This is a genomic window from Massilia polaris (assembly GCF_012927275.1).
Classification (GTDB): Bacteria; Pseudomonadota; Gammaproteobacteria; order Burkholderiales; family Burkholderiaceae_D; genus Telluria_A; species Telluria_A polaris.
Genome location: NZ_JABBGG010000005.1, coordinates 103,977 through 130,139 on the forward strand (window position 1 = coordinate 103,977; position 26,163 = coordinate 130,139).

Below are 26,163 nucleotides of genomic sequence, written 5' to 3' on the forward strand. Positions count from 1 at the left end.
CCTGTTTGATGGGCTGTTGACCCGTGCGCGCCGGTTTAAGGGGCGCGATGTCCAAACATCATGGTTTCCGCCAGCAGTGTACGGGCCGGGCCCACCGTGTCGAGCACGCCCAGCGCAAGACCGAGCAGCGCCTGCGAGCGGCCGCCGCTGGCGAACACGCGCGCCATCGCGTCGGTCAGCCCGACCACCAGTCCGCGGTCGCGCTTGCGCTCTGCGGCAAAGCGCGCCAGCACGCCAGGCGTCGCTTCGCGCGCCAGCATGCGCGCAAGCACGGCAGCGTCGCGCAGGCCCAGGTTCAGGCCCTGGCCTGCTACCGGGTGCAGCGTTTGCGCCGCATTGCCGATGGCGACCGTGCGCGCGGTGGCGGCGGCGTCGGCGTTCAGGCCAAGCGGGTAGGAGACGCGCCGGGTTGCGCCGACAAAGCGGCCGAGGCGGGTGCCGAAAGCCTGGCCCAGCTCGGACAAGAATTCCTTATCGTCGAGCGCCAGCAGGGCTTCCGCGCGTTCAGGGCGCACGCACCATACCAGCGCGTACTGCTGGCCATCGGCCCCATCCTGCGGCAGCAGGGCCAGCGGACCTTCGTCGGTGAACCGTTCGTAGGCGCGGTGCGAGATTGGCGCATTGGTGCTGACGCGCGCGATCACGGCGGTCTGGCCATAGTCGCGCTGGCGCGTCCGCGCTTCCTGTGCGCCGAACACGCCGCCTTCGGCCTGCACCGCCAGCGATGCGCCGACCTCGCGGCCGTCTTCGAGGCGTAGCACCACGCCGTCGCCATCTTCCACGGCGCCGGCGACGCGGGCCGGGCGCGTGATCTCGATGCCGAGGCCGTCGCAGACGGATGCCAGCACGCCGGCCACGTCGCCGTAGCGCGCCACATAGCCCAGCGCAGGCACTTTATGGTCGCCGCGCTCGATCATGCTGCGGCCTAAGTGGCCGCTCCGCGATACGTGGATTTCATGGATTGGTGTCGAATCGACCGGCCATGCGCCGATCGCTTCGAGCAGCTGGCGGCTGCCGTAAGACAGCGCGATCGAGCGCGGGTCGGACAGCGCCAGCGCGAGCGGCCTGGCGTCGAGCAGCGCGATCGTATGCGGCGCCATGCCGCGCTTGACCAGCAGGGCGGCGAGCGCCATGCCGACCGGGCCGGCGCCGCAGATCGCGACGTCGAGTTTGTTGTCTGCGGCTTCCATCATCCGTGTTGCATCGCCTTCTCGATATCGGCGACCAGCTTCGGCGCGGCGCCGCTGAGGATTTTGCGGCCGGAAGCAGTGACCACCACGTCGTCCTCGATGCGGATGCCGATGTTCCAGAACTGTTCGGGCACGCCCGGCGCGGGCCGCACGTAGAGGCCCGGTTCCACCGTCAGCGCCATGCCCGGCTGCAGGATGCGCGATGGGCGCTCGTCCAGCGTCACGTCGCGGTAGGCGCCGGCATCGTGCACGTCGAGCCCGAGCCAGTGGCCGGTGCCGTGCATGTAGAACTGCGCGAACGCGCGTTCCGCGACCACATCGTCGACGCCGCCGAACTTCGCCTTGTCGAGCAGGCCGAAGTCGAGCATGCCCTGCGCCAGCACCTTCAGCGCGGCGTCATGGATGGCGCTGTAGCGCTGGCCCGGCACGATGGCGGCCAGCGCCGCCGACTGCGCGGCGAGCACCAGTTCGTACAGTTGTTTCTGCGGTGCGCTGAAGCGCCCGTTCACCGGCCAGGTCCGGGTGATGTCGGATGCGTAGCTATCGAATTCGCAGCCGGCGTCGATCAGGACCAGGTCGCCGTCGCGCGTTTGCGCGTTGTTGGCGTTGTAGTGGAGCACGCAGGCATGCGCGCCCGACGCCACGATCGACGCGTAAGCTGGCGACTGGGCGCCGCTGCGGCGGAATTCGTGCAGCAGTTCCGCTTCGATCTCGTATTCGAACATGCCGGGTCGCGTGGCGCGCATCGCGCGTTCGTGCGCGCGGGCCGAGATGTCGGCGGCGCGCTGCATCAGCGCCTGCTCATGTTCGTCCTTGAATACGCGCATTTCATCGAGCAGCACCAGCAGGTCATGCACGCTGGCGGGCGCGGTCACGCCGCTGCGCGACAGGCCGCGCACCTTGTCCATCCATCCCTTGATGCGCGCGTCGAAAGCGGCGCTGTGCGCCAGCGGGCAGTACAGCGCGGCGGCATTGGCGAGCAGCCTGGGCAGCTCGCTGTCGATGTCGTCGATGGCATACGCTTCATCGAAACCGAAGGCTGCGCGCGCGGCCTCGGGGCCATAGCGGAAGCCGTCCCAGATTTCGCGCTCGGCGTTTTTCTGGCGGCAGAACAGGATCGAGCGCGAAGGCGTGCTGCCCTGCGCGGCCACCAGTACCGCCACGGCTTCAGGTTCGGTAAAGCCGGTCAGGTAGTAGAAGTAGCTGTCGTGGCGATAGGGGTAATCGCTGTCGGCATTGCGCGGCACTTCGGGCGCGGTGGCGAGGATTGCGACCGCGCCTGCAGGCATCTGCCCGCAGACCAGCGCCCGCCGCGCCGCATGGTGTTTCACGCGATTACCTTCTTTGCCAGCGGGGCGTTGAGTTCCTCCAGCTGCGCGATGGTGCCGACGTTGACCCATTCGCCCATATAGACTTCACCGCCGGCCAGGCCGCGGTCGGCGTAATCGCGCATCAGGTTGCCGAGGCGCGCGCGTTCGCCCGGCTTGATGTGCGCGAACATCTCGGGACGGTAGACGCCGATGTTCGCGAAGTTCCACTTCGGCGTGCCTTCGTTCGCCACCGAGTACATGGTGAGCGCGAAGTCGCCTTGCGGGTTGTGCCACGGGTTCGGCGTCAGGTACAGCCAGCAAGCGTCGCGTTGATCAGGCGGGTAAGGATTGCCCAGCGCGTCCTTTTCGGCCAATACGTCCTTGACCTGTTCGAAGTCGAAGTAAGGGCAGTAGATATCGCCCGACACCGCCACGAAAGGCTGGTCGCCCAGCAGGTGCAGCGCGTTGGCGATGCCGCCTGCCGTTTCCAGCGCGGTTTCCTCGCGCGAGTAGACGATGCGCGCGCCGTACTTGCTGCCGTCGCCCAGTTCTTCCTCGATCATGTGGCCGAGGTGGGCGTGGTTGATGACGATCTCGGTGATCCCGGCGCGCACCAGGTTCAGCACGTGCCAGGTGATCAGGGGGCGGCCGCGCACTTTGAGCAGCGGCTTGGGGCAGGTGTCCGTCAGCGGACGCATACGCTCGCCGCGGCCAGCGGCAAAAATCATGGCTTTCATTGATGCCTTGCTGTCAGAAGGTATAGCCGACCTGGGGCGCCTTGTCCTCGAACGTGTCGAGCAGGCGCACCAGCGGTTTGAGCACAGTGTAGCGGTTGGCTGTCTTGCGCACGTAGTCGGTCACGGTTGGCAAATCGCCCATGTAGATCGCTTTGCCATCGCGGTAATTGAGGCGGCAGAAGATGCCGAGGATTTTCAGGTGGCGCTGCAGGGCCATGAACTCGAAGTCGCGGTAGAACGCGTCGATGTCGGGATTGACCGGCAGGCCGACCTGCTTGGCGCGCTGCCAGTAGCGCACCACCCAGTCGAGCACCACTTCCTCGTCCCACTGGACGTAGGCGTCGCGCAGCAGCGAGCCGAGGTCGTAGGTGACGGGGCCGAACACGGCATCCTGGAAGTCCAGCACGCCCGGGTTGCCCTGGTCGAGGAACATCAGGTTACGCGAATGGAAATCGCGGTGCATGAATACCTGCGGCTGCGCCAGCACGTTGCCGATGATCGCTTCGAACACGCCGTTCAGCTGGGCGCTTTGCTCTTGTGTCATGTCGATGCCGAGGTGCTTGCCGACGAACCATTCAGGGAACAGGTTCAGCTCGCGCTCGATGAAGGCGCGGTCGTAGTCGGCCAGCACGTCCGGCTTGCTGTGCAGCTGGAACTGGACCAGCGCATCGACCGCGTCCGAATACATGAACGGCGCGTTGTCGATATCGAGGCGCTGCAGGTAAGTGGTGGTGCCGAGGTCCGACAGCAGCAGGAAGCCGTTCGGCACGTCCTGCGCGACGATCGCCGGCACCGTGACGCCGGCTTCGAGCAGCAGGCCTTGCACATGGATAAACGCCGGCACGTTTTCGCGCTCCGGCGGTGCGTCCATGGCAATCAGGGTGTTGCCAAGTTTCTCACGTAGTTCGGGCACAACATCGAGGCGGAAATAACGGCGGAAGCTGGCGTCGGACGAGGCAGGGCGCTTGGTCTCGACCTGCACCAGGTTAAGCGTTCCCAGCCATGCGGAAAGCTGCTCCAGGCGGGCGTCGGACTTGAGTGCGGGGAAATTTGATGACAATAAAGACATGAAGCAGCCTGTGGAATCCGGTTGAGTGACACAATCCCATATAATAAGGGATTAAACTCAAAAAAGCGCCTGTCATGGTGTTTGATCGCATCTTTTCATGAGCTGGATTTCAGCTCCCGCACCCTCGCAACGTTGGGTATACGCCCTGACCGCGATCGTCACCGCCACCGCGGTGCCCGCGCACGCCCAGACCGCCGCTCCGCAATCGAACGCTGAAGACCCCAGTGCGCCCATCACGGTGCAGGCCGAACAGATCACCGGCCGTCCCGACCGCGAAGTCAACCTGAACCGCAATGTCGAACTGACACGCGGCCAGATGCGCCTGACCGCCGACACCGCCTGCTACCTGCAGGTCGAAGATGAAGTGTCGGCGCGCGGCAACGTGTTCATGCAGCGCTTCGGCGACCGCTACACCGGCGATTCGCTGCAGCTGAACCTCAGCTCGGGCAAGGGCTACGTGCTCAATCCGACCTACAAGCTGCAGATGAATAACGCCCAGGGCGGCGCGGCGCGGCTCGACTTCATCAGCGAAGACGAAGCGGTCGTCACCAACGCCACCTACAGCACCTGCGAAGGCCTGAATCCCGACTGGTATTTGAAAGCCAACACGCTGCGCCTCGATGCGGGCCGCGATGTCGGCGTCGCCAGCGGCACCGTGGTGTACTTCAAGGACGTGCCTATCCTCGGCACGCCGGCGCTGTCGTTCTCGCTGTCGGGCGCGCGCCGCTCCGGCTGGCTGCCGCCAAGCGTGGGCTTCGGCTCCAAGGGCGCGGCCGAAGTGATGGTGCCTTACTACTTCAACATCGCGCCGAACCGCGACCTGACCCTGTACCCGCGCCTGATGCTGGACCGCGGCCTGCAGATGGGTGCGACCGGACGCTATATCGGCGAGACCGGCGCCGGCACGTACGCCGGCGAGACGCACCTCGAATTCCTGCTCGACGACAAAGAAACCGATACCAACCGCTGGCTGGTCAATTCGAACCACGCGCAGGCGCTGGCCAAAGGCCTGTCGTTCGGCTGGAACATCCGCGCCGCGTCCGACGATGAATATCCGAGCGATTTCTCGAAGTCGATTTCGACCAGCGCCGAGCGCCAGCTGCTGCGCGAGATCCGCACCGACTACGTCAGCCAGTACTGGAGCCTGACGGCGCGCGCGCAGAGCTACCAGATCCTGCAGGACCCCGCCGCGGCCACCGATCCAAGCCTCACCGTGATCCGCCCGTACGACCGCCTGCCGCAGGTTAACTTCCACGCCGGCCGCTACGACGTCAGCGGCTTCGACTGGGCCCTCGACGCGGAACTGGTGCGCTTCTCGCATCCTGATTTCCAGACCGGTAACCGCGCCGTCGCGATCCCGCAGGTCAGCTATCCTTTCATCCGACCGGGCTACTTCGTCACGCCGAAGCTGATGGTCCACAGCAGCAAATACGAGATCGACACCGTCGGCGGCGCCTCGCGTTCGCTGACGCGCACCCTGCCGACCTTTTCGCTCGACAGCGGCCTGATTTACGAACGCGATGCCACGCTGCTCGGCAAGAACGTCACGCAAACGCTGGAGCCGCGCCTGTTCTACGTGTACACGCCGTACAAGGACCAGAGCATGTTGCCGCTGTTCGATACGGCGGAAGCAGGCTTCAACTTCGCCCAGATCTTCAGCGAAAACCGCTTCATCGGCGCCGACCGGGTGGCCGACGCCAACCAGGTGACGGCGGCGGTGACGTCGCGCTTCATCGAAGAAAACGGCGCCGAGCGGCTGCGCCTGGCGATCGGCCAGCGCTTCTACTTCCGCGACCAGCGCGTGCTGCTGGATCCGAGCCAGACCCGCAACGACCGGCGCTCAGACCTGCTGGCGGCGGCCTCCGGCCGCATCGCCGAGGACTGGAGCTTCGACAGCGCAGTACAATACGACGCGAGTGGGAAGCAGACCTTCAGCTCGAACTACGGCGTGCAGTGGCGCCCGGGCGACAAGAAAGTGATCAACGCGGAGTACCGCTACCTGCGCGACACGTTCAAGAACGTCGACCTGTCGTCGCAATGGCCGCTGTCGATGCGCTGGTACGGCGTGGGCCGGGTAAGCTATTCTGTCAAAGATCACAAGATCCTCGAGAGCCTGCTCGGGCTCGAGTATCGTGCGGACTGCTGGGTGTTCCGGATGGGCGCGCAGCGCTTCGTGACCACCTTGCGCAATACCTCGACGCCGATCTTCTTCCAGCTCGAGCTGAACGGCCTGTCGAAGCTTGGTTTCGGCAGTCCGCTCGAATCGTTCTACAAGAGTATTCCCGGCTACACGAGGCTGAACCCTGGCTACGGCCGCTAAGCAGCACAATCGATTTTTTCATTCACCTGAACATGAGTGCTTCCCAGATTATGCGTAAAGTCAGTATGCACCAACTCAAGATCGCAGCTGTCCTGCTGTGCGCCCTGTCCGCCGGCCAGGCCGCCGCACAAGCCACCGCGCCTGCCGCCAAGCCGTCGTCGGGCTTCCTGCCGCCGGCGTCCAGTTCGGCCAACGTGATCGATTCGATCGCGGTCGTCGTCAACGACGAAGTCATCACGAAGAACGAAGTCACCAAGCGTGTCGAGTCCGTGGTCCAGCGCATGCGCGCGGCCAACGCGCAGATCCCCGACCAGTCCGACCTGCAGCGCCAGGTGATCGAATCGATGATCGTCGAACGCGCCCAGTTCCAGCTGGCCAAGGAGATGGGCGTGCGCGTCGACGACGCCATGCTCGACCGCGCCATCGGCGGCATCGCCGAACAGCAGAAAATGAACGTGCAGCAGCTGCGCGACGCGCTCGAGAAGGAAGGCACCACCTTCGCCGCCTTCCGCGAAGAGATTCGCAGCGAGATGATGCTGCAGCGCCTGCGCCAGCACGAAGTGGACAACAAGATCCAGGTATCCGACGCCGAAGTCGACACCTTCATCGCCGCGCGCAAGGCCGCAGCGGCCGAACGAGTCGAGATGAACCTGGCGCAGATCCGCGTTCGTATCCCGGAGAACGCATCGCCGGAGCAGATCGCCGCACGCCGCGCGCGCGCCGAAGAAATCGCACGCCAGCTGCGCACCGGCGCCGACTTCGCCAAGATCGCCGCGACCTATTCGGACTCCGGCGACGCGCTCAAGGGCGGCGAAATCGGCTGGCTCGACTCGCAGCGCCTGCCGGAAGCCTTCGCCACGGCGCTGGCGCCGCTCAAGCCTGGCCAGGTCACCCCGATCATCAAGTCGGCGACCGCCTTCCACATCCTCAAGCTGGTCGAAAAGCGCACCCCGACGGAAGCATCCGACGCGGCCGTCGTGCAGCAGACCCGCGCGCGCCACATCCTGCTCAAGGTCACCCCGACCATGACGGCGGACGACGCCAGGCGCAAGCTGGTGGAGCTGAAGGAACGCCTCGACAACAAGGCCGCCAAGTTCGAGGAGCTGGCGCGCCTGTTCTCCAACGACGGCTCGGCCAGCAAGGGCGGTGACCTCGGTTGGCTGTACCCGGGCGACACCGTGCCCGAATTCGAAAACGTCATGAACGACCTGAAGCTCGGTGAAGTCAGCGGCGTGGTCGAAACCCCGTTCGGCTACCACCTGATCGAAGTCATGGAGCGCAAGAGCGACGACAAGTCGAAGGAACGCGAGCGCACCGCGGCGCGCCAGGCGATCCGCGACCAGAAGATGGCCGAGGCGACCGAGGACTGGGCGCGCCAGGTGCGCGACCGCGCCTACGTCGAGTTCCGCGACGAGAAGTAAGCATGACGACAGTCCCGCATGAGCGCCAAGCTCCCGAGCCGCGGCGCCACGCGGGCGCTGTCAGACCCACGCTCGCCGTCACCACCGGCGAACCGGCGGGCATCGGTCCCGAAATCTCGATCCGCGCCGCATGGGACATGCGCCACGAAGCCAACTGCGTGCTGGTCGGCGACGCCGCCTTCCTGGCGATGACCGCCAGCTACATCGATCCCTCCATCAAACTCGCGGCACTGTCCGTGCAGGCGCTGCGCAACAGCAGCCTTCCGCAGTTCGGCGCCGACCGCATTGCCGTCATCGATGTGCCGCTCGACGCGCATGTCGTTCCCGGCACGCTGGATGCGGCCAACGGCCGGGCCGTGCTTGCCACGCTCGACCTCGCGGTCGAAGGCGTGCGGGCCGGCTGGTTCGATGCGATCGTCACCGCGCCGCTGCAGAAGTCGACCATCAACGACGCCGGCGTCGCGTTCTCCGGCCACACCGAATATCTCGCTGAAAAAACCGCCACCAGTAAAGTCGTCATGATGCTGGCCGGCGTGCCGGGCGACGGCCAGCCGCCGCTGCGCGTCGCGCTGGCCACCACCCACCTGCCGCTGAAGGACGTGCCGGCCGCGATCACGCGCGATGGCCTGGCGCAGGTGCTCGATATCATCGACCGCGACCTGAAGATCAAGTTCGGCATCGCCGCGCCGCGGATCCTGGTGACGGGGCTGAACCCGCACGCGGGCGAGGGCGGCTACCTAGGGCGCGAAGAGATCGACACCATTACGCCAGCCATCGAAGCTGCGCGCGCGCGCGGCATCGACTGCAGCGGCCCGTATCCGGCCGATACGCTGTTCCAGCCGCGCTACCTGAAGGACGCGGACTGCGTGCTGGCGATGTACCACGACCAGGGCCTGCCGGTGCTGAAGTACGCCACCTTCGGGCACGGCGTCAACATCACGCTGGGCCTGCCGCTGGTGCGCACCTCGGTCGACCACGGCACTGCGCTCGACCTCGCGGCGCAGGGCCTTGGCCTGGCCGACTGCGGCAGCATGATCGAGGCGATCCGCACCGCGCTGCACATGGCCCGCGCACGGCGCGCTGCCAACCACTAACACGAAAAGAAATCAATGAAACACATCGCACGCAAGCGCTTCGGCCAGAACTTCCTGACCGATAAATTCGTCCTCGACGCCATCATTGAAGCGATTAACCCGGAGCCGGGCCAGGCGATGGTCGAAATCGGGCCGGGCCTTGCCGCGATGACGGCGCTGATCCTCAAGCGCATCGACCACATGCACGTGGTCGAACTCGACCGCGACCTGGTGGTGCGCCTCGAGAAGGCATTCCCGCGCGAGAAGCTGACGATCCACTCGGGCGACGCGCTCAAGTTCGATTTCGGCCAGATCCCGGTGCCGGAAGGGCAGAAGCTGCGCGTGGTCGGCAACCTGCCGTACAACATTTCGAGCCCGCTGCTGTTCCACCTTGCCGAGTTTGCGCACCTGATCGAAGACCAGCACTTCATGCTGCAGAAGGAAGTCGTCGAACGCATGGTCGCGGCGCCGGGCAGCAAGGTGTACGGGCGCTTGTCGGTGATGCTGCAGTGGCGTTATGACATGTCGCTGCTGTTCATCGTGCCGCCGACCGCGTTCGACCCGCCGCCGAAGGTGGACTCGGCGATCGTGCGCATGATCCCGACCAGGCGCAAGCTCGCCTGCGACGGCGCGACCCTCGAAGCTGTGGTGACCAAGGCATTCTCGCAGCGCCGCAAGGTGATCCGAAATTGCGTGGCGGGGATGTTCACCGAGGCGCAGCTGGTGGAGGCTGGGATTGATCCGTCGACGCGGCCCGAGACGGTGGGGCTGGAGCAGTATGTCGCGCTTGCGAATTTGTTAAAGCCTGTTTAAGTATCGCCGTCGTTCCCGCGCAAGCGGGAACCCATACGTCGTCGGCTTCAGACGTTCAGCATGGGTTACCGCGGGGCCGCCGAGGCTTTCGCGGGAACGACGTGTATTAGCTACCGATCCTGCCACCGTCGTTCTTGGTGATCACAATCGTCGCCGACCGCGGCCGCTTGCCGGCCCCATAACCCGCATTGCTCGGCCACTGGCTGGTGTACTTGCTTGGATCGGCCAGGTTCGCCTGCGACGTGGTTTCGCCCGGGTGCTGGATGTTGACGAACATCGTCTTCCCATCCGGCGTCTCCGCGATGCCGGTGATCTCCGACCCCACAGGACCCACCAGGAAGCGCTTGAGCGTGTCCGGCGCCGCCTTCTTGCCCACGAACGTATCGACCGCCAGCGTAGCGCCTGAAGCCTGTGGGTAGGTTAGCGTGACCTTGCCGCCATCGCCTACCTGGCCCGGCACGGCCGCCAGCATCATGCAGTTGGTGACGTCGGTGTACGCCCCGTCATCGGTCTGGATCCAGCAGATGCCGGTGTACGGGCTGAATGCCAGGCCATCCGGGCTGGAGAAGTCCTGGTCCGCGGTCAGGTTCGACAGGTTGACCTTGCCGGCATCGGCCGACGCCTCCGCGCCGAACAAGTACACGTCCCACGTGAACGCCGTGGCCTGCGCGGCGCCCGTGCCTTCCTTCAGGCGCACGATGTGGCCATTCGGGTTGCCGTTCTGCGTCGTCGTACCTTTCATGTCGGTGTAAGCGCGCGGGTTGGCGCTGTCCGGCGTCAGTTGCGACGAGCCGGACGGGTTGACGGTGCGGTTCGAGTTGTTGGTCAGCGAGTAGTAGATCTCGCCGTTCTTCGGATTGACCGAGCACCATTCCGGGCGGTCCATCTTGGTCGCGCCGACCGCGTCGGCCGCGAGGCGCGCATTGACCACGATATCGCCCTGGTCGGCGAACTTGTACGCTGCGTAAGCCGCGATGGCCGCATTCGCCAGCGACAGCTCGATCCACTGGCCGCTGCCGTCCGCATTGAGCTTCGCCACATACAGCTTGCCGCTGTCGAGGTATTTGTCGCCGGTGGCCATGCGGTCAGCCGGCGTCGCATCCGCCGCCGACCAAACGGCCGCCGACACCCACTTGTAGATGTATTCGTTACGCGAGTCGTCGCCCATGTAGACGGCGAGCGGCTGGCCGGCCACCGGCAGCGAGAACGCCGCGCTTTCGTGTGCGAAGCGGCCAAGGCCGGTGCGCTTCCTTGCGGCTTTCGCCTTGTCGTACGGGTCGATCTCGACGATGTAACCCATGCCGTTCATCTCGTTGCGGTAATCGTCGCTGCCGTTGGCCGAGGTACCGAGCTTGCTGTTATTCCAGCGCGCGTACTTGTCGTCGGCGCCGCCGGTTTCCCAGCCGTGGCGCGAGGTCGCGCCCTGGTTGCGGCCGTAACGCTTGAGCGATGCGACGCTCTTGTCGTTGCCGCGCGCCGCATCGTCGGCCGCGCCACGGGTGAAATAGCCGGACCAGTTCTCTTCGCCGGTGAGGAAGGTGCCCCACGGCGTCTTGCCGGTGCCGCAGTTGTTCAGGGTGCCGCGCGTCCGTACGCCGGTCGGCGAGTATTTGGTGACCAGCAGCGCGTTGCCGCGCGCAGGACCCGACAGCTCCATGTCCGACAGCGCGGTCAGGCGGCGGTTGAACGACGACTCCTTGACGTACTGCCAGGCGCTGCCGCTCTTCTTCACTTCGACCACGGCGACGCCATGCAGCGCGACTTCCTTGTCCACTTCCGCGGCAGGGCGCGGCAGCGTGGTGGTGCCGCCGTTCGCGTGCAGGAAGAACGAGGAGAGCTGCTGGTCGGTGGTCGCTTCGTGGTTGATCGCCAAAACGCCGCGGTCGGAGCTGCTGGCCGCTGGCGTGCCCGTCGACGACAAGCCAAAAAATTCCATGCCGTCGTGATGGTCGCCGGCGCGCTGTTCGAAATCGTTGTCGGTGCCGTCGTTCTTGAACGCCGGGGTGGTTGCCGACAGCGGGTCGCCAAGCGCGTACAGGACAGTTGCCGTGTAACCGGCCGGCACGACGACGACATCGGCCAGGCTCTTCGAGACTGCGCTGAAGGCGAGCAGTTTTTCCGGGTTTGGCGGCGGCGTAACTGGGGTGAGCGGGCCGTCGTCGCTGCCGCATGCAGAGAGACCAGTGGCGCCAAGCACGGCGGTAGCGGCCGAGGCAAAGCTTCCGCGCAGCAGGCTGCGGCGGCTCAGGCGTGCATTGAGAATCGTCTCGAAGTGTTCGTTCGGCGAATCGTTACAGTCGATATCGTCGGCGTCGACGTGGCACAACAGGTCATTCGGCTTGTTCATGCAGGGTCCTTGGCGTTGTTGGTTAATCAAGCCAATCGATTCTATCGACCGGACATGACCGCCAAATGACGCGGCTGTGACCGCCGCGTGACAGCACCTGACCCCAAGGGGGGGCGACAAAATTCTGGACAAAAAAAAGCCCGCTGTTGAGGGCGGGCTTAAATCCAATTCTTTTCTGAGGAGAGTTGGAGGAGACAGGTGCAATTATGCTGCACTACGGAATATATGGCCAATTTATCTTTCCAATATCCATTATGCGCAAATCACATATCTCAGCTTCCAATCGAGACGTTGCAGGTGACCTGGACGTTTTCCACTTTCGCGTCGCCCATCACGCCGACGCCGTTCGCCACGGTGCAGGTCTGGCCGGTTGGCTGTTTGAAGACCGTGATGCCGTAGCTCTGGTCGAAGGCAACGCTGTTGGCGAAGACGAAGACGGTCGCGTCCTTCACCACGGTGACGGTACCGCCGGTGGTGCCGTTGGTGAGCACCAGGCCCTCGGTGGTCAGGCCGGTGATCTTGCCGCCGACCGTGAATGCGTTGATGGCGCACACGACGGGAACGTTGATCGAAGCCATGCGGCCAGCGGTGTCGGCATTAAAATTTTCATTGGCCAGGCAGGTCTGGTGCGCCGGATTGGCCTTGACCAGCACTTTGTAGGTTTCGCCGTACTCGAGCGAGCCCGGGAAGCTGAACGTGGTGGCGCCGACGGCGATCGGCAGGTCGACACCGTTATTGGTCAGCACGAGGCCCGGATAGGCCAGGCTGCTAACGGTACCCTTGACGGTAAAGGTCTCGCTGCCGCCGCATGCGGCCAGTCCCAGTGCCAGCGCGAGCGCCGCAGCAGGGCGCAGGAAAGATGACTTCATTGAATTCTCCAGTAGATGTTATATGCCGATGCGCGCTGGCGCTCAGCTGCAGGTGACCGCGACATTTTTCACGGCCGTATTGCCCATCGTTCCGACGCCGTTGGCGACTCTGCAGGTACGGCCGGTTGGCTGCTGGAGGATCGTGATGCCGTATGGCTGGCCATCCGGGACGCGGCCGCTTTCGTAGGTCTTGCCGTCGTCGTTCTTGAACTTGGTCATCGTGAAGCTGGTCGCGCCAGGCAGAATCGTCACGCGCTGGCTGCCGTTGATCAGGACCAGGCCTGGGACGTCGAGGCCGCTGACGGTGCCGCCCAGGTCATAGCTGGAGGTGATGCAATGGATTTCGACCGAGTAGACGCTGTAGGCGCCCGATTTGCCCTTGCCGTTGACGACCGTGCAGACGGTGCTGGACGGCTGCGCCTTGACGGTGACGTTGAAATCGGAGTCGCTGCTGATCAGTTGCGGGAAACTGAATCCGGTTGAGCCAGCCGGGATCGCCAGGTCGGGACCGCCATTGTTCTGGATGACCAGGCCATTCTTGAGCAGGCCAAACACGTTGCCGCCGAGAAGCAGGTTATCGTCACCGCCGCCGCAAGCTGCCAGGCCCAGTGCGCATGCCAGCGCGACGCTGGAACGCAGGTACAAACTTTTCATAAATTCTCCAAAAACGAACAGGGTACGGGCGGGCTTCTGGCCGGCGCCATGGGGGGATAGTATTGTTTGCTCGTCATTTTAGTGCATTTGCCATACGGCAGTCTTATTCCCCTTTGTATCTTGGTGTAACTGGCGTTCCCGGGCACGGTTTGATTTTTGGATCCGGCATGGCTATGCTTGCCGTATGAATCCCCTGATCCGCCGTGCCTGGCCGAAGGCCATCCTGTTCGACCTTGACGATACCTTATGGCCGATCACCCCGGTGATCCTGCAAGCCGAGCAGACCTTGCATGCCTGGCTGCAGGAGCACGCGCCGCGCGTCGCCGAGCGCTTTTCGATCGAAAACCTGCGCCAGGCGCGGCTGGCGCTGCTTGCCAGGCAGCCGGAGTTCAGCCTCGACCTCGGGGCGCTGCGCCGGGCCGGGCTGAAATCGGCATTCGAAGAGGCCGGCGAGGACCTCGACAAGGTCGAGCTGGCGATGGTGAGTTTTTTCGCGGCGCGCAACGCCGTGGTGCCGTTCGACGACGTCGTGCCCGGCCTGCTGCGGCTGAAGTCGCGGGTGGCGATCGGCTCCATCTCCAACGGCAATGCCGACCTCGAGGCGATCGGCCTGTCGCATCACTTCAAGATATCGGTGTCGGCGCACCAGCTCGGCCATGCGAAACCTGACGCCGCCATCTTCCACGAGGCCTGCCGCCGGCTCGGCGTGGCGCCGGAGGATGCGGTGTATGTCGGCGACGATGTCCTGCTCGACGTGCAGGGCGCGCAAAAGGCCGGCATGCGCGCGGTGTGGCTGAACCGCAGCGGCAGCGAGGCCCACCTCGAACATGGCGTGGTGCCCGACGCGATCTGCGCCAGCTTCGACGACCTGCTCGACTGGCTCAAACGCGAGCACGGCTAGGCGCATCCCGCAGCGGGGCTGATGCAGAAGCGCACAGCGGTCCTGCGAGAGTGCATAATAGGCGTGTCCATAGCCAGCACCTGCAGAACAACCATGCAACTCGATAACCGTGCCCAAACCCTGCTGAAAGCCCTGGTCGAGCGCTACATCGCCGACGGCCAGCCGGTCGGTTCGCGCGCGCTGTCGAAAATTTCCGGCCTCGACCTGTCGCCGGCGACGATCCGCAACATCATGTCCGACCTCGAGGAGATGGGCTACGTGTCGAGCCCGCACACTTCGGCCGGCCGGATCCCGACCCCGCGCGGCTACCGCATCTTCGTCGACACGCTGCTGACCGTGCAGCACCTCGACGAACATTCGGTCGAATCGCGCATGCACTTCCCGGCCCAGCAGCCGCAGAAGATCATCGCCAACGCGGCGCAGATGCTGTCGTCGCTGTCGACCTTCGCCGGCGTGGTCATGAGCCCGCGGCGCGAGTCGGTGTTCCAGCAAATCGAATTCCTGCGCCTGTCCGAAAAACGCATCCTGCTGGTCATCGTCGACCCGCGCGGCGATGTGCAGAACCGCATGCTGCTGACCGACGTCGATTATTCGCCGTCGCAGCTGGTGCAGTCGGCCAATTACATCAACCAGAATTTCGCCGGGCTGTCGTTCGACCAGGTGCGCTCGCGCCTGACCGGGGAGCTGAAGCAGCTGCGCGACGACATGGGCCGCCTGATGCAGGCCGCGGTGGAGGTGGGCAGCGAGGCGATGGCGGAATCGGAAGACATGGTCATCTCGGGCGAACGCAACCTGCTGGGCGTGTCGGACCTGTCGTCGAACATGAATTCGCTGCGCCAGATGTTCGACATGTTCGAGCAGAAGACCGGCCTGATGCAGCTGCTGGACGTATCGAGCAAGGCCACCGGCGTGCAGATCTTCATCGGCGGCGAATCGAAGCTGGTGCCGATGGACGAGATGAGCGTGGTGACGGCGCCGTACGAAGTCAACGGCAAGATCGTCGGCACGCTGGGCGTAATCGGACCTACCCGCATGGCGTACGAGCGCGTGATCCCGATCGTCGACATCACCGCCAAGCTGCTGTCGAACGCGTTGAGCCACCAGTAAGCCGGTCCGGACAAGAAAATGCCGCTGGCGACAGCGGCATTTTTTCGCTGGTGGGAAGCGGCCTAGCTGCGGTGCGGGCAGGCCGGCTTGATGCAGTTGCCGTAGATTGCCAGCGCGTGCTCGGCGATCTTGAAGCCGCGTTCGGCCGCCACCTTGTTCTGGCGCGCCTCGATATCTTCGTCGAAAAACTCTTCCACACGGCCGCAGTCGAGGCAGACCAGGTGGTCATGGTGCGAGCCGGCGTTCAGCTCGAAAATCGCCTTGCCGGTTTCGAAATGGTTGCGGTTCAGCAGGCCGGCCTGCTCGAACTGGGTCAGCACCCGGTAGACTGTGGCCAGTCCCACGTCCATATTTTCAGACAGCAGGATCTTGTAGACATCTTCGGCCGTCAAGTGCCTGACCTCGCTGTTCTGGAAGATTTCGAGGATTTTCAGGCGCGGAAGGGTGGCTTTCAGGCCGCTTGCCTTCAGGTCGGTTGGATTGGAACTCATGTTTGTTACTCGCTAATTGGCTTAGTGCTTTATCATATAGCGTTTTATACGGGGGTGCCTAGCTCCTGTTTCACGTATCGAGGTCACTAATGCGCGTCAATAATGCTGTTTCGTACCGTTTTTACGTTCGCGCCCCGCTCGTGGCGGCACTCGTGTGCGCCAGCCTGACACTGTCCGGTTGCGCCGCCTGGCGCAGCATGACGGGCCCTGCCGCCCCGCTTGACGCGGCCACGGCCAGCGGAACCGACGGCGCAGCCGCGGCCAACGCCGGCGCCCAGACCACGCAGGCCAGCCGCCTGCAAAAATTCCTGTGGGTGTTCTCGCCATACCGTCCGGACATCCAGCAAGGCAACTTCGTATCGCAGGAAATGCTGGGCCAGCTGAAGGTCGGCCAGACCCGCGAGCAGGTCATGTTCATCCTCGGCACCCCGCTGCTGACCGACATCTTCCACGCAGACCGCTGGGACTACCCGTTCTACCTGGCGCGCGGCGATGGCGAACTGACTTCCAGCCGCGTGTCGGTCTACTTCAAGGACAACAAGGTCGAGAAGTTCGACGGCGGCAACCTGCCGACCGAGCGCGAATACATCGAGCGCATCGCGGGCAAGGCAAAGGCGAAGCCTGAAGCCGAAGCGAAGAAAAAAGAACCGGCCGGCTCGGCCAGCATCCAGATCAACAAGTAAGCAGGCGCGATGAACGAGTTGAAGATTGCTGTAGCAGGCGCCAGCGGGCGCATGGGCCGGATGCTGGTGGAGGCGATCGCCGCCGCACCCGATACGGTGCTGGCCGGGGCGCTGGACGTGGCGGGGTCGCCATCGGTCGGCTCGGACGCGGGCGCGTTCTCGGGCCAGCTGGCCGGCGTGGCGATCCAGTCGGACCTGTCGAAGGGCCTGGCCGAGGCGCAGTACCTGATCGACTTCACCCGTCCTGAAGGTACGCTCAAGCACCTCGACTACTGCGCCGCCAATGGCATCAAAGTGATCATCGGGACCACCGGTTTCGATGACGCAGGCAAGGCAGCGATCCGCGCGGCGGCTGAAAAGACCGCCATCGTGTTCGCGCCGAACATGAGCGTGGGTGTGAACGTCACCCTCAAGCTGCTCGAAATGGCTGCCAAAAGCCTGTCCGAAGGCTACGACATCGAAATCGTCGAAGCGCACCACCGCCACAAGGTGGACGCGCCGTCCGGCACCGCGCTGAAGATGGGCGAAGTGATCGCCGACGCGCTGGGCCGCGACCTGAAGGACTGCGCCGTCTACGGCCGCGAAGGCGTGACCGGCGAGCGCGATCCATCGACCATCGGCTTTGCCACCATCCGCGGCGGCGACATCGTCGGCGACCACACCGTGCTGTTCGCCGGCATCGGCGAGCGCATCGAGATCAGCCACAAATCCAGCAGCCGCGTGACCTACGCCCGCGGCGCACTGCGCGCCGCGCGCTTCCTCGCCGACAAAACCACCGGACTGTATGACATGCAGGACGTGCTGGCGCTGCCACGTTAATCAAGCGAGATGACGCCGCCAGTCGATAACCCGTTCAGCCTGGCCCGTTACTGGGAGCAGGGCGACGCCATCGGCCACGGCGTGGCCTACCTGCTGCTGGCGATGTCGCTGGTGAGCTGGTTCTGCATCCTGGCGAAGGCCTACAGCACCTGGCGCGTACGCAAGGCAGCCGGCTCGGTCGACGCCTTCTGGTCCGCGCCGACGCTTGACGACGGCATCACCCTGTTGACGCTGGCCGACCGCGAAGACGTGTACGCGCCGCTGCCGGTGCATGGCCGCGCGCATGCCGCCGCCGCTGCGACCCTGGCGGGCGAGATGAGCCGCGACGAACAGATCATCCGCATCCTGCGCCAGCAGATCACGCGCGCCACGCATCGCGTCGAAGGCGGCCTGACCCTGCTCGCGTCGATTGGCGCCACCGCGCCTTTCGTCGGCCTGCTTGGCACGGTCTGGGGCATTTATCACGCGCTGGCGAATGTCTCGGCCAGCGGCACGGTGCAGATCGATAAAGTGGCCGGACCGGTCGGTGAAGCGCTGATCATGACCGGCTTCGGGCTGGTGGTGGCGATTCCCGCCGTACTCGCCTACAACGCCTTCAACCGCTTCAACCGCGTGACGCTGGCCGAACTTGACGGCTTCGCGCACGATTTGCAGTCCTACTTCACCGGCAGGTAGGCCAGCATGGCATTCGGCTCCTTCAATCCGCAGCGCCAGCCATCGATGATGAGCGACATAAACGTCACGCCGATGGTGGACGTGATGCTGGTGCTGCTGGTCATATTCATCATCACCGCGCCGATGCTCACGCACTCGGTCAAGCTGGATCTGCCGCAGGCGCAGGCCGCGGCCAGCGAACAGCATGCCGACATGGTCAGCATCGCGGTCGACGCCAAGGGAGTCGTGTACTGGAACGACGAAGCGGTGGATGATGGCGCGCTGGGCGACCTGATGGCCGACGCCGCGCTCCTGAATCCGCAGCCGGAACTGCAGCTGCGCGCCGACAAGAACACCCGATACGAAGTGGTTGCCCAAGTGATGGCGGCCGCGCAATCGAGGGGACTGACGAAGCTGGGCTTCGTCACCGACCCCGTCAAGGAGAAAAAATAATGGCCAGCGTAGAACTGAACGGTGCGGTAATCGACAGCGAACAAGCCTTCCACAGCGAGTGCCGCCGCGCGTTCGGCTTTCCCGAGTCGTACAGCGACACGATGGATGGCTGGGTCGACTGCCTGAGTTACTTGCGCGATGACGACGGCATGACCAAATTCAAGCTCGGCGCGAACGAGAAGCTGGAGATCGTCGTGAAGGATGCGGCGGCGATGCGCGAGAAGGCGCCGGAGCTGCTCGAGGAGATCGCGTTCTGCGTCGGCGGCATCAACGAGCGGTATGAGGATTACGGCGAGAAGCCGGCGCTGGCGCTGGTGCTGCGTTAGGCCCTGCGTCGCGGTTATGCGCCAATAGCCAGGCCTACCGCACCGCCTTCAAATCAAAATGCGGGTTATATATCAGCCCCAGCAAGTTCCCGAACGGATCCAGCAGCTCGGCCACTTTGATCGACTCGCCGACATCCTGAATATCGGCATGCACCTTGGCCCCCAGGCCAACGATCCGCGCAACCTCCGCCTCGATATCGTCCACACCCCAATAAGCGGTGCAGCCCTGCGTCCCCGGCTCGCCGTCGGGCACCAGTCCCAGTTCAAAACCGCCGATTTCGAAGCCGACATAGAACGGCTGGTCGAAATAGGGTGCTTTTCCGAATACCTCGGTAAACCACGCCTTGGCCTTGGCCAGGTCAGCGACAGGATATTTGGTGGTGCGCATTCCGTGGATCATGCTCGTCTCCTGGTCACAAAAGGCTATGGTAATCCCTGATTGTCAGACGTTCAACATTTTTACTAATATTGCCGTGTTCAAGGCAATTACCACCCCGATCAACCAGCGCATGTATTTGAACTCCGAGCGGACTCCGTCGATTTTTGCTTCAAGCTCGATTCGTACGTTCTCAATTTTGGCGTCGAGTTCGACACGTACCAGTTCAATTTTTCTGTTTAGCTCATCCCGCACGCGGTTTATTTGATTCGCTAATCTCTCTTCACTCAGTCGGATTTCCTGATGCAAGCTACCCTCAGCCGCAGATAGTTGCCGCGCGCATACGACCTGTCCGAGCGCTTGCTGAAGCACCTGGGCGTGAACGGCGGCCTGATCTTCGGGAACGCCCGCGCGCTCCAGCCGTTGTGCGTAGTCCAGCGAGTCAAATTGGGTTGTCATAATCGTTAGACACGCCCCATCCCCCATAGTTCAGCCCACCAGTTCGCTGCACCGCCGCAAGGAATGCTGAACCAGTATAATGTCTTGTTCATATCCTCCACTTTTAGCCGGGCCACGCTTGGCCGCACACCATGATGCAAGATAAATATAGTCCAGCCGACGTCGAACAAGCCGCCCAATCCCACTGGAAGGCGATCGACGCCTACAAGGCGGTCGAGAACGACCCGCGTTTCCCGAAGGGCAAGTACTACGCTTGCTCGATGCTGCCTTACCCGTCCGGTAAGCTGCACATGGGCCACGTGCGGAACTATACGATCAATGACGTGATGTACCGCTACCTGCGCATGAACGGCTACAACGTGCTGATGCCGATGGGCTGGGATGCGTTCGGCATGCCGGCCGAGAATGCGGCGATGGCCAACAACGTGCCTCCGGCGCAGTGGACCTACGCGAACATCGCCCACATGAAGGACCAGATGTCTTCGATGGGACTGGCGATCGACTGGTCGCGCGAAATGACGGCGTGCAAACCGGAATACTACAAGTGGAACCAGTGGATGTTCCTGAAGATGCTCGAGAAGGGCATCATTTACCAGAAGACCGGCACCGTGAACTGGGACCCGGTTGACCAGACCGTGCTGGCCAACGAGCAGGTCGTCGACGGGCGCGGCTGGCGCTCGGGCGCGCTGATCGAAAAGCGCGAGATCCCGATGTACTACGTGCGCATCACCGACTACGCGGACGAACTGCTCGATTACGTCGACAACAAGCTGCCAGGCTGGCCTGAGCGCGTGCGCGTGATGCAGGCGAACTGGATCGGCAAGTCGACCGGCGTGCGCTTCGCCTTCCCGCACCAGATCAAGGGCGACGACGGCGCCCTGGTCAACGACGGCAAGCTGTATGTGTTCACCACGCGCGCCGACACCATCATGGGCGTGACCTTCTGCGCAGTGGCGCCGGAACACGCGCTGGCGCAGCAGGCGGCAAAGAACAATCCTGAACTGGCCGCCTTCATCGCCGAGTGCAAGCTGGGCTCCGTGATCGAAGCCGATATGGCGACGATGGAAAAGAAGGGCATGCCGACCGGCCTGTTCGTCACCCATCCGGTCAGCGGCGAGCAGGTCGAAGTCTGGGTCGGCAACTACGTCCTGATCACCTACGGCGACGGCGCCGTGATGGGCGTGCCGGCGCACGACGAGCGCGATTTCGCGTTCGCCAAAAAATACCACCTGCCGATCCAGCAGGTGGTGGCGAGCGAAGGCAAGGACTACTCGCTCGACGCATGGCAGGAATGGTACGGCGACAAGGAAAACGGCAAGCTGGTTAACTCGGGCAAGTACGATGGCCTGGACTACACTGCAGCCGTCAACGCGGTCGCCGGCGACCTGGCGAACCAAAGCCTGGGCGAGAAGAAGACCACCTTCCGCCTGCGCGACTGGGGCATCTCGCGCCAGCGCTACTGGGGCACCCCGATCCCGATGATCCACTGCGCCGAGTGCGGCGTGGTGCCGGTCCCGGAAAAGGACCTGCCTGTCGTGCTGCCGGAAGACTGCGTCCCGGACGGCACCGGCAACCCGCTGAACAAGCACGAAGCCTTCCTCAAGTGCGATTGCCCGAAGTGCGGCAAGCCTGCGCGCCGCGAGACCGACACGATGGACACCTTCGTCGATTCGTCGTGGTACTACATGCGGTATACCTCGCCAGGCTCGTCCGACGCCATGGTCGACGCAGGCAACGACTACTGGATGCCGATGGATCAGTACATCGGCGGCATCGAGCACGCCGTCATGCACCTGCTGTACGCGCGCTTCTGGACCAAGGTGATGCGCGACTTCGGCCTGGTCAAGTTCGACGAGCCGTTCGTCAACCTGCTCACGCAGGGCATGGTGCTGAACGAGACCTACTACCGTGAAGAAGCGTCGGGCAAGAAGACCTGGTACAACCCGGCCGACATCGACCTGACCCTGGACGACAAGGGCCGCCCGCAAGGCGCCAGGCTGAAGGCCGACGGCGCCGACGTGCTGATCGGCGGCACCGAGAAAATGTCGAAGTCGAAGAACAACGGCATCGACCCGGCAGCGCAGATCGAGCAGTACGGCGCCGATACGGCCCGCCTGTTCACGATGTTCGCGTCGCCGCCGGAGCAGACGCTGGAATGGTCGGACAGCGGCGTCGAAGGCGCCAGCCGCTTCCTGCGCCGCGTGTGGGCGTTCGCGTACGCCCAGTCGGGCCGCGTTGCCGGCGGCATCGCCAATCCTGCCGTTGAAGGCGCAAGCGAAGCGCACAAGACGCTGCGCCGCGACCTGCACAAGATCCTGCAGCAGGCCGACTACGACCTGAAGCGCATCCAGTACAACACCGTGGTATCGGCTTGCATGAAGATGCTCAACACGCTGGAATCAAGCAAGCTGGAAGACGGCCCGGCTACCGACGCGGTGATCGCCGAAGGCCTGTCGATCTTCCTGCGCGTGCTGAACCCGGTCGCGCCGCACATCACCCACGCGCTGTGGCAGGAGCTTGGCTACGCCACGGTCCACGGCGACATCCTCGACGTGCAGTGGCCGCAGGTCGATCCCGCAGCGCTGGAGCAGGCCGAGATTGAGATGATGATCCAGGTGAACGGCAAGCTGCGTGGTTCGGTGAAGGTGCCGAAGGACGCCGACAAGGCCGCCATCGAAGCGCTGGCGCTGGCATCCGAAACCGCGCAGAAGTTCGTCGAGACGCCGCCGAAGAAGGTGATCGTCGTTCCCGGCAAGTTGATCAGCATTGTGGTCTAAGCGATGAACGCCCTCCGCCAGGCGCTGCCGCGCGCCGTCGCCCTGATCGTACTTGCTGCATCGTTGACCGCGTGCGGCTTCCACCTGCGCGGGTCGGACGGCCGCTTCAACATGCCGTTCCAGAGCATCTACCTGGCCTTCCCCGAGACCTCGCCGCTCGGCACTGAGCTCAAGCGCAACCTGCGCGGCGGCGACACCAGGGTGGTGGCCGAGGCGGACCAGGCGCAAGCCCGTTTCGACGTGCTGTCCGAATCGCGCGGCAAGGCTATCCTGTCGCTGAACAGCCAGGGCCGCGTGCGCGAATACCTGCTGACCTACACGCTGGTGTTCCGCGTGCGCGACGCCGCCGGCGCCGAGCTGCTCGGGCCCACGGAGATCAGCCTGAAGCGCTCGATCACGTTCAACGAAACCGAACTACTGGCCAAGGAATCGGAAGAAGCGCTGCTGTACCGCGACATGCAGACCGACCTGGTACAGCAGATCCTGCGCCGCCTGGCCGCGATCAAGCCAGTGTAAGGACAGGCGATGCAACTGCGGTTTGACGCACTCGAAGGACACCTGGCCAAATCGCTCGCGCCGCTGTATGTGATCAGCAGCGACGAGCACCTGCTGGCGCTGGAGGCGGCCGACAAGATCCGCAAGGCCGCGCGCGCCAACGGTTATTCCGAGCGCGACGTGCTGACGGTGGAACGCACCTTCAAGTGGGGCGAGCTGCTGGCCGCGAACAATGCGATGTCGCTGTTCGGCGACAAGAAGCTGATCGAACTGCGCATCCCGACCGGCAAGCCGGGCAAGGACGGCGGGGCGGCGCTGCAAAGCTACGCCAAGGACCTCAATCCCGACAACCTCACGCTGATCACGCTGCCGAAGCTGGACTGGCAGACCGCCAAGGCGGCCTGGGTGGCGAACCTGCAGCAGGCAGCGGTGTATATCGAGATCCCGACCATCGAACGCGCGCAGCTGCCGGGATGGATCGGCGCCAGGCTGGCGGCGCAAGGGCAGAGCGCGGACCGCCAGGGACTGGACTTCATCGCCGACCGGGTCGAGGGCAACCTGCTGGCCGCGCATCAGGAAATCCAGAAACTGGGGCTGCTGCATGAGCCGGGCAAGCTGAGCTTCGAGCAGATTCACGACGCGGTGCTGAACGTGGCGCGCTACGACGTGTTCAAGCTCAGTGAGGCGATGCTGTCGGGCGATGCGGCGCGGCTGGTGCGCATGCTGGAGGGTTTGAAAGGCGAGGGCGAGGCGCTGCCGCTGGTTTTATGGGCCGTCGCCGAGGAAATTCGCACGCTGTTAAAATTGAAGTCCGGGATGGCGCAGGGAAGGCCGCTCGGCGTGCTGCTCAAGGAGTACCGGATCTGGGGTCCGCGCGAGCGCATGATGGAGCCGGCGCTGCGGCGCATCAGTCTTCCAACGCTGGAAGCGGCGATGCGCGAGGCGGCGCAGGTCGACAAGATGATCAAGGGCCTGCGCGCCAGGGCGTTCGCGGGCGATGCGTGGGATGCGATGCTGCAGCTGGCTTTGAAGGTGGCCAGGGGCTGATCGAATCGGTGGAAGAGCGCAGGGCTCGGCGCCCCCCCCGTACATCCGCCGAATAGCTGCATAAAGAACCGCACACTATGAACATCACCGAATACATGCAAACCACCGGCCGCCAGGCCCGCGCCGCATCGCGCGCGATGGCCCGCGCCGACACCGCCACCCGCAACCGCGCACTGCTGCTGATCGCCGACGCCATCGTTCGCGACGCCGCCCTGCTGCGCGCCGCCAACCAGCTCGACCTCGACGCAGCCATGGCCGCCGGCCTCGATCCCGCCATGATCGACCGACTGACCCTGTCCGACGCCGCCATCGCGACCATGGTCGAAGGCCTGCGCCAGATCGTCTCGCTGCCCGATCCGGTCGGCGAGATCTCGAACATGAAAGTCCGCCCGAGCGGCATCCAGGTCGGCCAGATGCGCGTGCCGCTGGGCGTGATCGGCATCATCTACGAAGCGCGCCCGAACGTCACGGTGGACGCGGCCGGCCTGTGCATCAAGAGCGGCAACGCCACCATCCTGCGCGGCGGCTCGGAAGCGATCAACTGCAACCGCGCGCTGGCCAAGATTGTCGCCGAAGGCCTGTCCGGCGCCGGCCTGCCTGCGCACGGCGTCCAGATCGTCGACACCACCGACCGCGCCGCGGTCGGCGCCATGATCACCATGCCGGAGTACGTCGACGTCATCGTCCCGCGCGGCGGCAAGGGCCTGATCGCGCGCCTGATGGCAGAGGCGACGGTCCCGATGATCAAGCACCTCGACGGCATCTGCCACGTCTACATTGACGCCAAGGCCGACCTCGACAAGGCGGTGCCGGTGGCGTTCAACGCCAAGTGCCACCGCTACGGCACCTGCAACACGATGGAGACGCTGCTGGTCGAGCGCAGCATCGCGCCCGCCGTGCTGCCGGAACTCGCGCACCTGTACGCGGCGAAGCAGGTGGAACTGCGCGCCGACCCGGAGGCGTACGCGCTGCTGGCCGGCTACCCGCACCTGGTTGAAGCGGTTGAAGAGGACTGGAAGACCGAATACCTGGCGCCTATCCTCGCCGTCAAAATCGTGGCTGGCCTCGACGAGGCGATGGACCACATCTCCGCCTATTCGTCGAAGCACACCGAATCGATCATCACCGAGGACTACAGCGCCGCGATGCGCTTCCTGCGCGAGGTGGACTCCGCATCGGTGATGGTGAATGCCTCGACCCGCTTCGCCGACGGCTTCGAATATGGCCTCGGCGCCGAAATCGGCATCTCGAACGACAAGCTGCATGCGCGCGGCCCGGTCGGACTGGAAGGCCTTACTTCCCTCAAGTACGTCGTGTTCGGACACGGCGAAGTACGTAACTAACCTAAGACTGGACCCACATGCTCTGGATTAAAGCGCTGCACATCGTTTTCGTTATCTCCTGGTTCGCCGGCCTGTTCTACCTGCCGCGCATCTTCGTGAACCTGGCGCAGGAAACCGAAACGGTGGCGCATGCGCGCCTGCTGCTGATGGCGCGCAAGCTGTATCGCTTTACGTCGATGCTGATGATTCCCGCGCTGGTGTTCGGCGTCTGGCTGTGGCTCGGCTACGGTTTCAAAGGCGGCTGGCTGCACGCCAAGCTTGCGCTGGTCGTGCTTGCGATCGGCTACCATCATGCATGCGGTTCGCTGCTGAAGAAGTTCGAGAACGCCGCCAACAAACGCAGCCACACCTGGTACCGCTGGTTTAACGAGGTGCCGGTCGTGCTGCTGCTGGCGATCGTCATCCTGGTGGTGGTCAAGCCTTTCTGAT

General features: G+C 64.2%; 26 protein-coding genes. 16 read left to right on the plus strand and 10 right to left on the minus strand.

Going from position 1 to position 26,163, the window contains the following annotated elements; all coding sequences use genetic code 11:
• Positions 1-35: 35 nt before the first annotated feature.
• The 4 genes from HHL21_RS10175 to HHL21_RS10190 are packed head-to-tail and all read right to left on the minus strand — an operon-like array spanning position 36 to position 4,306.
• On the minus strand, positions 36-1,190 hold the full coding sequence (locus HHL21_RS10175; RefSeq protein ID WP_169465791.1) for an FAD-dependent monooxygenase: 1,155 nt from the start codon (positions 1,188-1,190) through the stop codon (positions 36-38).
• Positions 1,190-2,521 carry an aminopeptidase P N-terminal domain-containing protein gene (locus HHL21_RS10180; protein ID WP_370659698.1) on the minus strand — a complete coding sequence of 444 codons (1,332 nt, stop codon included), beginning with the start codon at positions 2,519-2,521 and terminating at the stop codon, positions 1,190-1,192. The genes HHL21_RS10175 and HHL21_RS10180 overlap by 1 nt, the downstream gene beginning before the upstream one ends.
• Positions 2,518-3,237: an N-acetylmuramate alpha-1-phosphate uridylyltransferase MurU gene (murU, locus tag HHL21_RS10185; protein WP_169465365.1), complete on the minus strand. Its 720-nt coding sequence runs from the start codon at positions 3,235-3,237 to the stop codon at positions 2,518-2,520. Before murU ends, HHL21_RS10180 begins: the two co-directional genes overlap by 4 nt.
• 13 nt (positions 3,238-3,250) lie before the next feature.
• Positions 3,251-4,306, minus strand: a complete 1,056-nt coding sequence (locus HHL21_RS10190) for an aminoglycoside phosphotransferase family protein (RefSeq protein WP_169465367.1) — start codon at positions 4,304-4,306, stop codon at positions 3,251-3,253.
• Positions 4,307-4,403: 97 nt separating this feature from the next.
• Between HHL21_RS10190 and HHL21_RS10195 the strand changes: the two genes are divergently transcribed.
• The 4 genes from HHL21_RS10195 (at position 4,404) to rsmA (ending at position 9,933) form a co-directional block, all read left to right on the plus strand.
• Entirely contained in the window at positions 4,404-6,626 is a 2,223-nt protein-coding gene (locus tag HHL21_RS10195; RefSeq protein ID WP_169465368.1) for an LPS-assembly protein LptD, read from the plus strand.
• Positions 6,627-6,691: 65 nt separating this feature from the next.
• Positions 6,692-8,047: a peptidylprolyl isomerase gene (locus HHL21_RS10200; RefSeq protein ID WP_169465370.1), complete on the plus strand. Its 1,356-nt coding sequence runs from the start codon at positions 6,692-6,694 to the stop codon at positions 8,045-8,047.
• A gap of 2 nt (positions 8,048-8,049) precedes the next feature.
• Positions 8,050-9,141: a 4-hydroxythreonine-4-phosphate dehydrogenase PdxA gene (pdxA, locus tag HHL21_RS10205; RefSeq protein ID WP_169465372.1), complete on the plus strand. Its 1,092-nt coding sequence runs from the start codon at positions 8,050-8,052 to the stop codon at positions 9,139-9,141.
• A 15-nt stretch (positions 9,142-9,156) separates the two neighbouring features.
• The gene (gene rsmA, locus HHL21_RS10210) at positions 9,157-9,933 is read left to right on the plus strand and encodes a 16S rRNA (adenine(1518)-N(6)/adenine(1519)-N(6))-dimethyltransferase RsmA (RefSeq protein ID WP_169465373.1); all 777 of its coding nucleotides are present in this window, start codon (positions 9,157-9,159) and stop codon (positions 9,931-9,933) included.
• 106 nt (positions 9,934-10,039) lie between these two features.
• On the opposite strand, the gene HHL21_RS10215 is transcribed toward rsmA, so the two are convergent.
• The 3 genes from HHL21_RS10215 to HHL21_RS10225 all read right to left on the minus strand — a co-directional run bounded on the left by HHL21_RS10215 (position 10,040) and on the right by HHL21_RS10225 (position 13,803).
• A complete protein-coding gene (locus HHL21_RS10215; protein WP_169465375.1) occupies positions 10,040-12,280 on the minus strand; it encodes a PhoX family protein in 2,241 nt (746 codons plus the stop codon).
• Positions 12,281-12,552: 272 nt separating this feature from the next.
• The gene (locus HHL21_RS10220; RefSeq protein ID WP_169465377.1) at positions 12,553-13,149 is read right to left on the minus strand and encodes a hypothetical protein; all 597 of its coding nucleotides are present in this window, start codon (positions 13,147-13,149) and stop codon (positions 12,553-12,555) included.
• A gap of 42 nt (positions 13,150-13,191) precedes the next feature.
• Positions 13,192-13,803: a hypothetical protein gene (locus tag HHL21_RS10225; protein WP_169465379.1), complete on the minus strand. Its 612-nt coding sequence runs from the start codon at positions 13,801-13,803 to the stop codon at positions 13,192-13,194.
• A gap of 184 nt (positions 13,804-13,987) precedes the next feature.
• On the opposite strand from HHL21_RS10225, the gene HHL21_RS10230 reads away from it, so the two are divergent.
• Positions 13,988-14,704, plus strand: a complete 717-nt coding sequence (locus HHL21_RS10230) for an HAD family hydrolase (RefSeq protein WP_169465381.1) — start codon at positions 13,988-13,990, stop codon at positions 14,702-14,704.
• Between the two features lie 93 nt (positions 14,705-14,797).
• Entirely contained in the window at positions 14,798-15,811 is a 1,014-nt protein-coding gene (gene hrcA / locus HHL21_RS10235) for a heat-inducible transcriptional repressor HrcA (protein WP_169465383.1), read from the plus strand.
• 62 nt (positions 15,812-15,873) lie between these two features.
• Here hrcA and fur read toward each other — a convergent pair whose 3' ends face one another.
• Positions 15,874-16,302, minus strand: coding sequence for a ferric iron uptake transcriptional regulator (fur, locus tag HHL21_RS10240; RefSeq protein WP_169465385.1), 429 nt, complete (start codon positions 16,300-16,302; stop codon positions 15,874-15,876).
• Positions 16,303-16,391: 89 nt separating this feature from the next.
• Here fur and HHL21_RS10245 point away from each other — a divergent pair, with 89 nt between their 5' ends.
• From HHL21_RS10245 to HHL21_RS10265, 5 genes are read left to right on the plus strand one after another with little or no spacing between them, the layout of a single operon-like run.
• Positions 16,392-16,985, plus strand: coding sequence for an outer membrane protein assembly factor BamE (locus HHL21_RS10245; RefSeq protein WP_169465387.1), 594 nt, complete (start codon positions 16,392-16,394; stop codon positions 16,983-16,985).
• A gap of 9 nt (positions 16,986-16,994) precedes the next feature.
• Positions 16,995-17,804 carry a 4-hydroxy-tetrahydrodipicolinate reductase gene (dapB, locus tag HHL21_RS10250; RefSeq protein WP_169465389.1) on the plus strand — a complete coding sequence of 270 codons (810 nt, stop codon included), beginning with the start codon at positions 16,995-16,997 and terminating at the stop codon, positions 17,802-17,804.
• Positions 17,805-17,813: 9 nt separating this feature from the next.
• Positions 17,814-18,479, plus strand: a complete 666-nt coding sequence (locus HHL21_RS10255; RefSeq protein ID WP_169465391.1) for a MotA/TolQ/ExbB proton channel family protein — start codon at positions 17,814-17,816, stop codon at positions 18,477-18,479.
• 6 nt (positions 18,480-18,485) lie between these two features.
• A complete protein-coding gene (locus HHL21_RS10260; protein ID WP_169465393.1) occupies positions 18,486-18,911 on the plus strand; it encodes an ExbD/TolR family protein in 426 nt (141 codons plus the stop codon).
• On the plus strand, positions 18,911-19,237 hold the full coding sequence (locus HHL21_RS10265; protein WP_169465395.1) for a barstar family protein: 327 nt from the start codon (positions 18,911-18,913) through the stop codon (positions 19,235-19,237). The genes HHL21_RS10260 and HHL21_RS10265 overlap by 1 nt, the downstream gene beginning before the upstream one ends.
• A gap of 34 nt (positions 19,238-19,271) precedes the next feature.
• Here HHL21_RS10265 and HHL21_RS10270 read toward each other — a convergent pair whose 3' ends face one another.
• Positions 19,272-19,637 carry a VOC family protein gene (locus tag HHL21_RS10270; protein ID WP_169465397.1) on the minus strand — a complete coding sequence of 122 codons (366 nt, stop codon included), beginning with the start codon at positions 19,635-19,637 and terminating at the stop codon, positions 19,272-19,274.
• A gap of 42 nt (positions 19,638-19,679) precedes the next feature.
• A complete protein-coding gene (locus HHL21_RS10275) occupies positions 19,680-20,072 on the minus strand; it encodes a hypothetical protein (RefSeq protein ID WP_169465399.1) in 393 nt (130 codons plus the stop codon).
• 134 nt (positions 20,073-20,206) lie between these two features.
• Between HHL21_RS10275 and leuS the strand changes: the two genes are divergently transcribed.
• From leuS to HHL21_RS10300, 5 genes are all read left to right on the plus strand, one after another.
• Entirely contained in the window at positions 20,207-22,849 is a 2,643-nt protein-coding gene (gene leuS / locus HHL21_RS10280) for a leucine--tRNA ligase (protein WP_169465793.1), read from the plus strand.
• A 3-nt stretch (positions 22,850-22,852) separates the two neighbouring features.
• Entirely contained in the window at positions 22,853-23,365 is a 513-nt protein-coding gene (locus HHL21_RS10285) for an LPS-assembly lipoprotein LptE (RefSeq protein WP_169465402.1), read from the plus strand.
• Between the two features lie 9 nt (positions 23,366-23,374).
• Complete coding sequence (holA, locus tag HHL21_RS10290) at positions 23,375-24,391, plus strand: DNA polymerase III subunit delta (RefSeq protein WP_169465404.1); 1,017 nt, start codon at positions 23,375-23,377, stop codon at positions 24,389-24,391.
• 77 nt (positions 24,392-24,468) lie between these two features.
• A complete protein-coding gene (locus HHL21_RS10295; protein ID WP_169465406.1) occupies positions 24,469-25,734 on the plus strand; it encodes a glutamate-5-semialdehyde dehydrogenase in 1,266 nt (421 codons plus the stop codon).
• A 17-nt stretch (positions 25,735-25,751) separates the two neighbouring features.
• Complete coding sequence (locus tag HHL21_RS10300; protein WP_169465408.1) at positions 25,752-26,162, plus strand: CopD family protein; 411 nt, start codon at positions 25,752-25,754, stop codon at positions 26,160-26,162.
• The last annotated feature ends 1 nt before the right edge of the window (position 26,163 follow it).

Bases quoted from the DNA above. Each gene is read 5' to 3' on its own strand.
- HHL21_RS10175 (WP_169465791.1), bottom strand. From the start codon at position 1,190: ATGGAAGCCGCAGACAACAAACTCGACGTCGCGATCTGCGGCGCCGGC.
- murU (WP_169465365.1), bottom strand. From the start codon at position 3,237: ATGAAAGCCATGATTTTTGCCGCTGGCCGCGGCGAGCGTATGCGTCCG.
- HHL21_RS10190 (WP_169465367.1), bottom strand. From the start codon at position 4,306: ATGTCTTTATTGTCATCAAATTTCCCCGCACTCAAGTCCGACGCCCGC.
- HHL21_RS10195 (WP_169465368.1), top strand. From the start codon at position 4,404: ATGAGCTGGATTTCAGCTCCCGCACCCTCGCAACGTTGGGTATACGCC.
- HHL21_RS10200 (WP_169465370.1), top strand. From the start codon at position 6,692: ATGCACCAACTCAAGATCGCAGCTGTCCTGCTGTGCGCCCTGTCCGCC.
- pdxA (WP_169465372.1), top strand. From the start codon at position 8,050: ATGACGACAGTCCCGCATGAGCGCCAAGCTCCCGAGCCGCGGCGCCAC.
- rsmA (WP_169465373.1), top strand. From the start codon at position 9,157: ATGAAACACATCGCACGCAAGCGCTTCGGCCAGAACTTCCTGACCGAT.
- HHL21_RS10215 (WP_169465375.1), bottom strand. From the start codon at position 12,280: ATGAACAAGCCGAATGACCTGTTGTGCCACGTCGACGCCGACGATATC.
- HHL21_RS10220 (WP_169465377.1), bottom strand. From the start codon at position 13,149: ATGAAGTCATCTTTCCTGCGCCCTGCTGCGGCGCTCGCGCTGGCACTG.
- HHL21_RS10225 (WP_169465379.1), bottom strand. From the start codon at position 13,803: ATGAAAAGTTTGTACCTGCGTTCCAGCGTCGCGCTGGCATGCGCACTG.
- HHL21_RS10230 (WP_169465381.1), top strand. From the start codon at position 13,988: ATGAATCCCCTGATCCGCCGTGCCTGGCCGAAGGCCATCCTGTTCGAC.
- hrcA (WP_169465383.1), top strand. From the start codon at position 14,798: ATGCAACTCGATAACCGTGCCCAAACCCTGCTGAAAGCCCTGGTCGAG.
- fur (WP_169465385.1), bottom strand. From the start codon at position 16,302: ATGAGTTCCAATCCAACCGACCTGAAGGCAAGCGGCCTGAAAGCCACC.
- HHL21_RS10245 (WP_169465387.1), top strand. From the start codon at position 16,392: ATGCGCGTCAATAATGCTGTTTCGTACCGTTTTTACGTTCGCGCCCCG.
- dapB (WP_169465389.1), top strand. From the start codon at position 16,995: ATGAACGAGTTGAAGATTGCTGTAGCAGGCGCCAGCGGGCGCATGGGC.
- HHL21_RS10255 (WP_169465391.1), top strand. From the start codon at position 17,814: ATGACGCCGCCAGTCGATAACCCGTTCAGCCTGGCCCGTTACTGGGAG.
- HHL21_RS10260 (WP_169465393.1), top strand. From the start codon at position 18,486: ATGGCATTCGGCTCCTTCAATCCGCAGCGCCAGCCATCGATGATGAGC.
- HHL21_RS10265 (WP_169465395.1), top strand. From the start codon at position 18,911: ATGGCCAGCGTAGAACTGAACGGTGCGGTAATCGACAGCGAACAAGCC.
- HHL21_RS10270 (WP_169465397.1), bottom strand. From the start codon at position 19,637: ATGATCCACGGAATGCGCACCACCAAATATCCTGTCGCTGACCTGGCC.
- HHL21_RS10275 (WP_169465399.1), bottom strand. From the start codon at position 20,072: ATGACAACCCAATTTGACTCGCTGGACTACGCACAACGGCTGGAGCGC.
- leuS (WP_169465793.1), top strand. From the start codon at position 20,207: ATGCAAGATAAATATAGTCCAGCCGACGTCGAACAAGCCGCCCAATCC.
- HHL21_RS10285 (WP_169465402.1), top strand. From the start codon at position 22,853: ATGAACGCCCTCCGCCAGGCGCTGCCGCGCGCCGTCGCCCTGATCGTA.
- holA (WP_169465404.1), top strand. From the start codon at position 23,375: ATGCAACTGCGGTTTGACGCACTCGAAGGACACCTGGCCAAATCGCTC.
- HHL21_RS10295 (WP_169465406.1), top strand. From the start codon at position 24,469: ATGAACATCACCGAATACATGCAAACCACCGGCCGCCAGGCCCGCGCC.
- HHL21_RS10300 (WP_169465408.1), top strand. From the start codon at position 25,752: ATGCTCTGGATTAAAGCGCTGCACATCGTTTTCGTTATCTCCTGGTTC.